Genomic DNA, 12549 nt, shown 5'->3' on the forward strand with positions numbered 1-12549 from the left:
TTACATTTCCTCCAATAGTTTTCCCCACGTATTTCCCTTAGAATCAGTCTTATCAAACCAACAGAACTTGTTTATAGCTCTTGTTAGTGCAACATAAAGAATACGTGCTTCTTCCATCTCTATTTCATCTAACTCATCTTCAGTATAGAAATATTCATTAGCCATAGATTCACCATCGACACTAATACAATATCCAACCTTACCCTCAACGTAAGTAACATCTAAACCATTTCTATGCATCGTATCTATCGAATCTGTTGTTATAGGCATAATTACAGTGTCATATTCAAGTCCTTTTGATTTATGCACAGTTGTACAAATAATTTTTACATAATCTCCGCCATCGGAAACCGAACGTGAAGTTTTTTCAGAACCCATATTAATCAAAATATGAAGTGATTCATTTATAGAATCCAATGTTAGATAACTATATTTTCCTTCCTTTGATAAATCTTCAAATACTAAATCATAGTTACTTCTGTAATGAGCTTGTTTAGCTTCATCTAACGAATATTTTTTCCACGGTTTCGTAGCATCGTAGATTTTTCTCATTACCATCAAAACTGGCTTACTTTGAATTTCAAATACTAACTGCGCCCAAGTTAATCCTAAAGTATTCAAATAGAACTGATCTAAGCAGTTTACTAAATAATCCATTTTTTCTTGTTCATTTAATTTCACTAATTTTTCTACAGGAAACTTAATATTTACATTATTCGATAATAACAAGTCAAATAAGTATACTGGGTTTCTTGGATTTGATAATGCTGACGTTAACTTACATAAATCTATGCTAGATTGAAGTTTATATAAATCGCCATTCGAATCACTTTCGATCACAATATCTTCCTGATTTCTTGCTTTACGTAAAATCGACGCAATTTGATAATTAGTTCTTACCAATACTGCAATAGTCTTTTCTGCATTTGAAAGTTTATCGAATGATTCACTAGACTCAATAACACTTTTTCGTTCCTTGATGATTTCAAAAAGCTTTTTGTATACAACATCTTCTTTTTCATCGTCTTTCGTATATTGATAAACCTCTATTAAATCACAATTACCCATAGAAGTATTTTCGTTTACACCAACTAAACGGTCACCAGGTTCAACATATGGTATCAATTTTTTATCTCCCAATGAATTAAACAATACCGCGAATTTATCAAGAAGCCTTCTGTCTGTTCTATAATTAATATTTAATGTATAATCCCTCCATTCATCAGAATCACAACCCATTTTTTTAAATGCGTCCATTGTAGCGCCCCTGAATCTATAAATACACTGTTTCAAATCGCCAACAATAAAGAATTTAAATTCAAGTTTCTTTTGCATTTCTAAAAAAGCAACTATCTGTGAGTCATCTACATCCTGAAATTCATCAATAAATATAAATTTATATTGATACAAATTCTTATTGAATGAGTCATCATTTACACATTTGTTCAGATACAACATATATTCAACAAGGCTAACTGAATTATTCTCATATAAATACTCTGAGTATTCCTTTTCAGTTGCAATAATTACATCCTGAATAATTTCCTTCATATACGGTATTTCAGAAACTGGGCTACCAAAAACATCTTCCGTAGCATCTTTAATGTCATAACCTTTGTTGTACAACATATCAGAAAACCTTAACAACAGTTTTCTAAATTCATACATACTGCCAGGTATTGTGCCAAAAAACATAGCTTCTTCATCATTTTTCTTTTTCAAATATTCATTGAAGTATTTGTCAAATATTTTTTGTTTTTGAAAATTCCCACTAACAGTAGCAAAATCAACACCTATGCCAAGTGGCAGAGATGTATCTTTTATTACAAGATTTGAGAAACTATGGATTGTTGAAATACGCATATTTTCAATGCCAGAAATCATTTCAAGATATTTCTTTTCTCTTGTAAGAACAAAATAATTCATGAATGCTTGTTTAAGTCTACTTTTCATATTAGTTGCTGCTTCTGTAGTAAAAGTTAACATTGCAATTTCATTTTTTACATCAAGAATATTTGCCCCACTAGATTGATGACAAATATACGATATTCTGGAAATCATTGAATAAGTCTTTCCAGTTCCTGCTCCTGCTTTTACAACTATATTTTTTTCAATCGGTGCATGCTCTACCAAATATTGCTGAAGATTAAACTTTGATTTGTCTGCAATTAGAGAAACGATTTTAATCTCATCGTCTGAAAATTTTCCATTTTCAATTACTATATTGCCATCAACACAATCTTTAAGATTTTCAATATAGAAGACTTCGAAATTGAAAAATCCTATATACTCCTCAAAATTCTTTATCTTATTTTCTTGATTTGAGTTAATAATAAAATTTCTACCCTTAAGGTAAATCCCATCAGAATTAAACTTAGAGTAAATATTCTGAGCTATCTGTTGTACACCTTCTTTATTACAAAGAAATACCGTCTGTTTTACACCCTTAAAATATGCTTTAATTATCTCATCAATATCAGTTATTCCAATATCGCTTCCATATACTCGAAGTTCTGAATAAGGATCTATATTCGCGTCTTCCTGTTGTTCAATAGATGATTCGAAGTGTAATCTACAAGTCTTATATACTTCTCCAACTAATTTATCATAAACTGGTTGATTCGTTTTTTGATAAACTCCAGCAATCTTCATTGCAAACTTAGTTGGATTTTCTATATCATCTCTAAATAATGTAAATTCCAGCTCTGACACCACTTTTAAGCCACATTGTTTATAATCAGCCTCCGATAAAAATGGATAACATACCATATCCATAATTAGTGGATTTACGTTATATTTATTATTAAATGTATTTAGTAACGCAAATTTATAACTTCTAGCTTGTTTTTTAGGCGATGAAACAGGTTCATCATATAATGTTGTTTCAATACAATCAGGATTATGAACTTTAATAATATTCGAAAGATGCCATCCCTTTACTTCGATTACAAGCACACCCATATGCTCCATCATCAAACAGAAATCAAATTGCTTTCCATTAATCTCACGATTGTAATAGCATACAATTTCATCTGGTAAATTAGATTCTATACATTCATATACCTTTTGTTCGCCCTTGTATGTTTCATCTTTAATATCCATCATCATAGCCATAGTAAGTTACCTCTGTTCTCCATCCTGAATTATTTCATCACTAATTTCATCATCTGGAACATATTCCATTATTTGTCCATAATCAGCATCTAATGCCTTACAAATTCTACTTAAAATTGCCATAGCAACATATTCATTTTTTCTCAATTTTGTCATTGTATTTGGTGCAATGTCCGCTTTTTTTCGTAAGTCTGCTTTACTCATTTCATAATCAACCAATAGTTTCCATAATCTTTTATAAGATACTGCCATAAGAACCTCCACATTAAGCAAAATATCATTAATAAGTTATTCTAATTTCACTATCATAGATTATATCACGATAGTATCAAAATCGCAATCAATATTCGCAAGTTTTTGCGATACATTAAATACATTTCTACATATCTTCTCGAGTTGTGAACCGTATTAAATCAAACTATATTTTAAGGGACATATATTTTAAAACAGAAAATAAAGGAAAATATTTATATTAGCTATTGTACTTATTATCACTTGTTCTTTTTCTGATGTTAAATATATTCTTAAAGTGAGTCCTTCTGGTAGGTTCACTATGAACCTCACCTCAATCCACAAAAAACACGTAATTTCCCCTTGGTGGGAAATACGTGTTTTTTCATGCTCCTTAATCTATATATTATTAAAAATTACCCTATAATTAAAAAATATCTATTAGAGGAATTACTTCCATTCTCCCTATAACGTGACTCTTTTCTAAGCAAGCCACAACGAATTAAGTCAGCTATGGCTCTCTTTACTGTACTCCTTGACATCGATGTGTCTTTTGCAATAGTATTAATTGCTGGCCAGCACTCACCCTTTGCATCACACCTATCTTTTAGATACATATACACACACTTAGCACGAGATGGAAGTTCCTCTTTATAAATACTTCCAAAAAAGCTCAATGAAATACCCCCTTATGTCCTTAGTATTGGTTTACGTTTTGGATCTACTTTACTTCCATCTGTTTGTTCATGCCCAGGAGTATGAAGTATACCTCCTTGTCTCTTTACCGTGGATTCGGTAGTTTCTTCTTCATCTATTGCATCAGTCATATGCTGACAAAGAACATTTTCTTCTAAGGTCTGCTTGTCGGCATAGCGTACCTTACGATGGGACTTTTCCTCCATCTCATATGGCTTGTCAAAAGTGATGCCCCAATCCAAAAACAATCGAAGTTTTGTTTGCATTGGATGTACACCTGTTTTCATAATTACAAAGTTTCCTTTAGGCAAGGATTTTAACTCATCTGCCGTAAGTAGTGGTCGCTCAATCATCTGTAAACTTTGAGAGGGATCATTTTTCCCTCTGCTGATGCTTCCACTCATAACTGTTCTACTGCCAAGTGCTTTAGATAACACCTGAGCTGTTTCTGAATTTGGTGCAAACCCTCCAAATATAGTGAGTTGACAGTTATCAGTTATAATCTCACTACCTTCTTTTCCATAGTTTTTATCAAGCTGTGCAAAGGATTGAATGATTGGTACAATAGAAATTCTTCTTGATCTCCCTGCACTAAGCATCATTTCGAAGGATTCTATCTTTGGGATAGTACCTATTTCATCTGCATATATCATCACACGATTAGGAAGTTTACCACCATTTTCATCCGCTACTGTTAACATTTCACGGTAGAACTGTTGCAAAAATAAACTGACCATGAAATACTTTGTATTATCTTCTTCCGGGAGTATAAGAAAGATTGCAGACTTTTCGTAGCAGAAAGTTTCCGCATCAATTGTTGTATCAAAGCACAATATCTGCTCCATTTCAGAATCAAGAAATGCATTGAGTCTTGATAGTACTGTAGAAAGAACAGAAGCCATTGCCTGCTCTGCTGAATTAAGAGCTGCACCAGCAAACCATCTAGCTTTATGATCAGGAGGAAGTTTATCCATCAATAATTGAAACTGGCTTTTCCCTTTCACCTTGCTTGGTGCCATTAAATCCTGAACCAATTTAAACACACTTATGATATGTCTTGTATCTATTATATGTCCATCTTCCTCAGTAGGTGGGAGATATTCTGCTACAAGCAAAATAACTGCTGTCAGAAGTCCTTCTGCAGCATCATAGAAGAATGCATTTTGTCCATAAGTTGAACTGTCACCACCCGAATTTATGATTGTCTTTGAAATTATCTTTGCATATTTTTCTGCTTTGGCTCTTGCAGATAGATTATTGTTGTTTTTTCGATAAGCATCCATATATTTATTAACTAAATGCAGAAGATTATTTCCATCACTACGTGTGGGATTTCTTAAATCAATAACTGCAACTTTATATCCATAATTCTCTTTTGTTATCGTTCCATAGTTTCTAGCTAAATCTCCCTTTGTATCAGTGGTTATAAAACTCATCCCACTCGCACATGCATATTCTAGGTTTGGATATAGAAAAAAGGCTGTTTTACCAACTCCTGCTGCACCAATCATAAGACAGTGAACATCTCCTGTATCTACAAGTCCTACAATATCTCCTTTATTTCCTTTACATCCAACCACTAATCCCTGTATCAAATTACCACTCTCATCACGTGGAAGATTCTTACCCTTTCTCCATTGTGATACTTTAAAAGGAATATGCTCATATGTTTTAATAATTTCCTTTTGCGTAGCAAAGCGAGCAACTCCATGTTGGCCATCACCTACTGTTTTTGATTTGATTCCATTTAAGGTATAGTAACTGGCAATTAAAGACAACCCACCAATAACTAAAAACATTAAAGAACCAACTCCTATCAATAAAAATACCTGTGATTGCATTACATTAACCTCCATTTCTAAAATGTCTTAGGTAAATTAAAACTGTCCAATAGATTTTATGACATCATCATTAACTGTTTTTGCTCTTGCTTTTGTTGCTGCATTACAATAGTAATAATTGTTTTTAAGCAATATCCAGCAATAGTTTCATATCTGCTGGCAATATCTTTCTTATCATTTTCGCAAATAACGCCCTGCTTTTTTCCAACTTGCTCAAGTTCTTTTTGAATATCTAATAAACGATTATTAAGTTTGCTACGATTTTCATATGCCTTGAATCCGTCATGTAATCCTGTAAGCAATTTGTCCGTTTCTGAAGGATAACCCATCTGTCTGTATTCATCGGATGCAAGGCATAAGGAAAGAGCAGACAGTTGTTTTAAATTTTCAACTATCTGCTCTGTATCATCAGTATTACATTTTTTAAATAAGGTATTTAGTTTTGAAGGTGAATTGTCATTCTTATCAGTTTCAATAATATATTTTTGAATTTCAGAGCAAACCTCATCACGAATAATATATTGTGGGTGTTCCTCGGATGGAATTGCTGAGAGGTTGAAGCTTTCTTTAATATCTTCATTCCAGTCCTTGCATTTAGAAAGCAATCTACTACATTTAATTCCTTTCTTAGAAAGTAAATCATGAAATTTTTCACTTGCTTCAATACCGGCTGCGTCATGGTCTAAACATAATAGAACATGATTTAAATTAGAATTAATTTCGAGTATTTTAAGCATTGCTTGTTCCGATACTCCACACAATGCGACATAGCTGTGTTTCTGCCAATTGGTATTTTTATTTATTGTAATGAAAGACATCATATCAATAGGTGCTTCAAATACATAAAGCCTATTACTTGTTCCTGTGTAATGAAAGCTATAACAAGGATTGCTGTTCTCAACATTACCTTTAAAACTTTGACCATTAGAATAGATTCCACGTTTGTGAGCGTGGCAAGGGACTCCATTTTCATCATAACCTACAAATACTGCATTATGATATTCTTTTGTCTTATCTGCTGATTGTTCACAGCTTTCATAGAGTAATTTTTGTTTAGCAAAGAAACTGACTACATTACGTTCAATATAACGATTTTTAATAAGATATGCAAAAACTCTTCGCATATCTGAATTCTTTGGTGGCAGTTCAAAGGGTTTTTGTTCCGTTTGCTTTATTTCTTTTGCCTTACTGTATACTTCACCTTGCTCACCTCCAAGAAGCTTCATTACCGCCTCTGGAAAAGATAAACCATAAAAGCTTTGTACAAAATCAATAGCAAGACCACCCTGTTCTAATGCATGATCATACCATTCATTACCTCTAATTGTTATACTATTGTCACTTGCAAGCCTTTTTTCTCTACCTGATGGCAAAAGTTTCTCACCTTGTCTTTGTAAAAATGCTACAAGGTCAACTGAATTGGCTCTTTGTTTTTGTTCTTCTGTAAAATGAATATAAGTACCCATGTCCATCTCCTTTTTTAATTTCTTATTTTCAATTACCAAATCCCTCATTTTATAATTTTAGACATAAAAAACAGCCTTTCATTTGAAAGGCCGTCGTTTATATGTACTATTTATTATTAATTACCTTACTCTCCTGATTTAAATTATAATTTGTCAACTTCGCTTTATAAACATAATGGGAAATTCAAAACTCCACCACAAAGTTTGATTATATGGATAATACGTAGTTGACTGTATCGATAGGTATAAATACCATAAAAGTTTTTCATATCCTAAATGATTTTCTTGAAAAGCATTTCCGTTTATACTGAGTAAGCAATCTTTGAAGATCATAATAATTACTTTCGCAAAGGAGATTTTTATTTTTATTGGCAAAATAACGATGCAGAGCTTTTTATCAATGCTCTTATTCGTTTATGATGTTAATAAAATGTTGAAGTTGAGATTCCAAAGTGGAATACAAAATTTTTAATAATGGATAGTCCCTAAATAGTGTATCAATTGTTCCGCTTGATGTACTTACAATCTTATATCTTACTCCTCGATAGACTACCTCTTGCTCTACACCAATACCGCTAGCAGCTTTTTTCGTATATTCTATATAATCAATTATTTTTTCGCCTATGACGGTTTGCTTTTCGACAGGTTCTAAAGCAGTAAGGTAAAAAATGTGTTGCGTAGGTGAATCGTTATCAGTATAAACATCTAATAAATCGTATTCAATTACTACCAAATCGAACCAACTATAATATAATAATTCTGGTCGAGTATCGCCGAAATTTATTCGAACAAACTCATCATACACTTTCGGCAGACAGGAATATATTATTTTTATCTTATTTTCAAGCTGTTTGGAAGAAAGCAAATTAAACACATAGTTACCGTTTTTAGCACACCGTTCGTAATCAAATTCCGGATAGAGAAATTTAATATTTGTTATCTTTTCTGTGCGTAGAAAGCCATATGCGAGATGTATAGGGTGGCTTTTGCTTCCGATTTGTCTGTGTTTTGGCATCGCTTTACGTTCTATAAGCTGATCTACTTTGTGTTTTACAGTAGCTTTATCTATTATTTGCATTGCTAAAAATTGCGGATCAAAATAGTTGCTCTTGTTCAGTCCACTTTTATATTTACAGTCGTCTTCTGTTTTTATCTCATTAATATTGTTGCTTACTAAATGTTCAATTGCGACATCTAACCAAAGTGGCATGTAATAGTCAAAAGCAAATTGCAATTCACTATAAGTATACTCTAATTTATTTTCCAAGCCTAATGGATGCCTGTAATTTTTAATTAGACTTGCAAAAATATCTTGTGTTAATATTTCGGATGTTGGTAAGTTTAACAAGTATTTGGGAATTGACTCTTTGAACAGTTGCATGCAAGCTTGTAATGCAAACTTAAGTGGATTTTTTATTAAAGGGTTATCTGCAAGATATTTAATAATTGGATATTGATTATACACATATAAGCTCTTATATGTGGCTTCATCGATGAATTTAATCTGCACATCATTTGTATCATAAAAAATAGGGTACAGCAAATATCCCAATTGATTAGACTCAAAGGTCGTCAAAACGATTCCAATTTTCCACGCATTCGGATATGATACTCTCTTTATGGGCTCAAACAAAGTTGAAAAATAATGATCCATATAATCTAAAGCAATATGAACCGGAATAAAATAATTTGCAGTGTGACCGATTGCTGAGTTTTGATGCTTAGTTAGATGTTGCACTAGCGCTCTTTGTGAATCGTATTCACGTATTTTGGTCTGATATTCACTGATAATGGATTCCCATTCCTCGAAATAGGTTTTATGCTGTTCCGAGATAATATTCTCTTTGGAAAATTTAATTCGATAAGTATCTTTATTCTTGTAATAGTCTGGAATGCTATTTTCTATAAATTCTTTACTAATATGCATCCAGTAAATCTTTTGAGATTCTGCTTCAACTAATAATAGAAAACATGGTGCAACAGAAATAATGTCCACATACGCCAAAAAAGGAACAGGACAGTCAAATTTAAAATCATGGCTTTTCGGAAGTGATTTAACTTGCACATCAATGCGCCCTACAATGCCATTTTCATTTTGGACTTCTATATATCCATCTGTACTTGGCCATTTATCTAAAGATTCAAGATTAGCTATTACGCGCTTACCTGAATATTGTGCAAAAATGTATTGCGCCATTCCAATTGCTGCAGAATCCCTGAAATTATTATCGCAGTGTTTTGCGATTTTCTTTTTTAATTCGACAATATCTTTCATCATACTCCACCTAATTCCTAACAAAAACTATACTGCAAACATATCAAGCATTTTATAACTGTTGTCATTATTTTCAGCGATAAAGAGCTCCTATTAAAACTAGATAATAGCAAGCCTACACCATTTTCTGAACTTCATCTAATAATCAAAACCCGTCCCTCGCCCCAACTTCCTATTATGGCACTAGGCTACCGTTTAACGAACTGCGTGTTATTGCTATAATGCAAACATGGCCAAATCATTAAATTGGAATTTTACTCATCCTCGGAGCATATATTCTCAAACTCTTTCATAACTTCTTTTTCAATTTCGTTTAATATCTTCTCTATGTAATCTGATGCCATACTATAATCTTCTATAATTCTTTTCAGCATATAAGCTGGATGTTGCTTAAAATTAACATCAAAATCACTCATCGATGCCACATTTGGAGAATTTCTGTGTGTCATTTTATTTCGACAATCATTTGAATATCTATGATTTCCTTTCCACTTCTCTTGACATTCTGTATCATTACTTTGATTCAAGTAATTATCAATTTCCTTTGCTTGTTCCTTAAATGAATCACAATAGTTTAATTTAGGGTTAAATATTTTTTTATAAAACACATTATGCGCTTCAATCTCAATATTATAATAGAGACGATAAAATTGAGCTAACATATCCCATAAACTTGATGTTCTAAATAAAGCATTTTCTATAAAATAATAACTATACGTTTCTTCGATTGAGCTCTCTTGAAATAGGGTGAAATCTTCTTGTAATCTTTCTGAATAGGCGTATTCAATCGCTTTTGTAAAAGAGATTTTGATTTTATAATCTAGATCTCTTAATGTGCCATAAAGAGTTTTATATTGCATTAATTTACTAAAGGGAGCAGAAGCGGAATTCACACCAGAAACAATACCAAATAAATACTTTTCCACTCCAATTATTACCTTGAATCTATCTTTATCATATTGCACCCTATTAAATTTACCTAATAGATAATTAATTTCCTTATCCTTCACTTCTTCTGGCATATTAGTAACTCCTGTTCTTGTTTTATAAATTATAAAAAAGTATTTAACTTTTATTCTTTCAATAATAATTTCTTGTTTATAGAAATATTCTTTAGTTCTGCTCTAATAGTAACAACGCATTTATATCATATATTAATTATACGACAGCTTTACATCTTTTTAAAGAATAACTTTGTAAACAAGCAAATTTCAACTTCCAATTTTAAATGCTCTGCTCATGATCATCTCTCTTATGCCCCTGAGCAACTTTCTTTTCTTTTAACTTCCTCATAAGCTTACTATCTATTTTAAGTCCTGTTCCTGATGATTTAAATGGAATATTATCTTCAAATATTTTACTCATATGATGGAGCATCCTTGATGCTACAAGACAAATAGATGGATTATGAAACTTATCCATATTTTCGAGATAAAACTTTGCATATTCATTTCCTTGTTCAGCAGATAGGTTAAAACACTTTTTAGCCATTTCTTTGTCTTCTGTTACATACTTCCCCAGCAAGTATAATTTCCCCATCATATATTGTGCAAACTGGTTTCCATTGTCAGATGCTATCTCTAGAAACTTAACAGATCTTTTTATATCTTCTTTTTCAAGATTTTCTTCTCTAAGTATTAACTTAGCCTTAACATAATAAAGAAATGGATTTTCCAAGTTTAGATTTATATTATCTACGTCTTCATTAATTACATCCGTATCATATAAAAACAAATTATCTTCATCTATTTCTTCTGCTGCTATAATATCAACATCATCAAGTTCTTTAAAAGTAATAATCCTTTTGTTTAAGTTATCTGCTTCCCTAATTATCATGTTCTTTATAGACTTGAACTCTTTTTGCTCCGATAATGGTAGTGACTCAGGTAAATTATCCATGTAGCTATGAAGTACCTCATTACGCATTTCATACCATAACTTGTACGCTTTCCCAACTCTTTCATCCTTTGCAAGTTCATCTACAATCTCATCCACCATTCCTTTTAGCTGTGGCTGTAAATAACCATATTGTTTTTTTCCATTAGTGAATTTCAGACGATCGGAAAGATTTATTAACTTTTCTTCAATATTGCTATTCTGCATTGTGCCATTTTTCATCTCAGTAACTAGTTTGATTAATACTTCCCTTGATTCTTGTTTCAACTCATCTCGTCTTTTACTTTGCTCTATATAAATTTCCTCTAGTTCCTGACCAAAGATACTTTTTACAAATCCTGATTTCATTTTCTCTATACCTTTTTTAGTAAGGTATCCCTCTTTAGGATTTGTAGAGTAACAAATCATATGAACATGAGGATGATGCCCCTCATTATGAAAAGCTGCATACCACTGAAAGTTTTCAGGCTTTATTTTTAAAGATTCAGCTATCTCTATGGCATAGTAAGAAAGCATATTGTGCCAACTTTCAGCATTATCAAAACCAAGTCTTGTAGCATCCTCTCGTCTAAGTGATATAATCGGAGTCCATATGTTCCCTGTATGATTCGCTACCTCATCTGCAATCCTACTAAGTACAAGAGCATCATCTCCACCTGTAAATAAACCATGCTTTCCCATCTTTTCTACCCTTGGTCTGTTTGCAATATAATCCACATAATTTTTTCGTTTGCTGATTTTATCAACATTTTGCTTCATTGCAACCCCAATAAATTCTGATGCATTTTCTATTGTAGATTCCTTGATGTAATCTTCGTACTCAAATAGATTCTTTGTGTTTGGGAACTCCTTAATTATCTGAGCAATTAATTCTTCTTGCCTTAATGTAGAAGGAAGATTTTTATTTTCAACTTTTATCTTTTCTACTCCATCACGAGTAGCTATATAATTTACCAAGTTTTCAAGATGAGCTGATGTTCTTTTGCCTCCACCTTTTAGATAAGGGCATTTTAAAATAAGCCTTGGCATA

The 12549-nt window shown here is 32.1% G+C and carries 8 protein-coding genes; all 8 read right to left on the reverse strand.

What is annotated here, in order from left to right:
- The 8 genes from BUA73_RS04000 to mobP3 all read right to left on the reverse strand — a co-directional run bounded on the left by BUA73_RS04000 (position 1) and on the right by mobP3 (position 12548).
- The gene (locus BUA73_RS04000) at positions 1-3114 is read right to left on the reverse strand and encodes a UvrD-helicase domain-containing protein (RefSeq protein ID WP_072902627.1); all 3114 of its coding nucleotides are present in this window, start codon (positions 3112-3114) and stop codon (positions 1-3) included.
- Between the two features lie 6 nt (positions 3115-3120).
- Complete coding sequence (locus tag BUA73_RS04005) at positions 3121-3366, reverse strand: helix-turn-helix domain-containing protein (RefSeq protein ID WP_072902629.1); 246 nt, start codon at positions 3364-3366, stop codon at positions 3121-3123.
- Positions 3367-3761: 395 nt separating this feature from the next.
- Positions 3762-4022, reverse strand: a complete 261-nt coding sequence (locus BUA73_RS04010; RefSeq protein ID WP_072902631.1) for a helix-turn-helix domain-containing protein — start codon at positions 4020-4022, stop codon at positions 3762-3764.
- Between the two features lie 12 nt (positions 4023-4034).
- Positions 4035-5882: a VirD4-like conjugal transfer protein, CD1115 family gene (locus BUA73_RS04015; protein ID WP_072902633.1), complete on the reverse strand. Its 1848-nt coding sequence runs from the start codon at positions 5880-5882 to the stop codon at positions 4035-4037.
- A gap of 56 nt (positions 5883-5938) precedes the next feature.
- Entirely contained in the window at positions 5939-7348 is a 1410-nt protein-coding gene (locus tag BUA73_RS04020) for a DUF3991 and toprim domain-containing protein (RefSeq protein ID WP_072902635.1), read from the reverse strand.
- 406 nt (positions 7349-7754) lie between these two features.
- On the reverse strand, positions 7755-9626 hold the full coding sequence (locus BUA73_RS04025) for a DUF4365 domain-containing protein (RefSeq protein WP_084672038.1): 1872 nt from the start codon (positions 9624-9626) through the stop codon (positions 7755-7757).
- A 251-nt stretch (positions 9627-9877) separates the two neighbouring features.
- On the reverse strand, positions 9878-10645 hold the full coding sequence (locus tag BUA73_RS04030; protein ID WP_072902639.1) for a Cthe_2314 family HEPN domain-containing protein: 768 nt from the start codon (positions 10643-10645) through the stop codon (positions 9878-9880).
- 202 nt (positions 10646-10847) lie between these two features.
- Positions 10848-12548, reverse strand: a complete 1701-nt coding sequence (gene mobP3 / locus BUA73_RS04035) for a MobP3 family relaxase (RefSeq protein ID WP_072902641.1) — start codon at positions 12546-12548, stop codon at positions 10848-10850.
- Position 12549 lies beyond the last annotated feature (1 nt).

The sequence above is a fragment of the Hathewaya proteolytica DSM 3090 genome, from assembly GCF_900142225.1.
GTDB classification, from domain to species: domain Bacteria; phylum Bacillota; class Clostridia; order Clostridiales; family Clostridiaceae; genus Hathewaya; species Hathewaya proteolytica.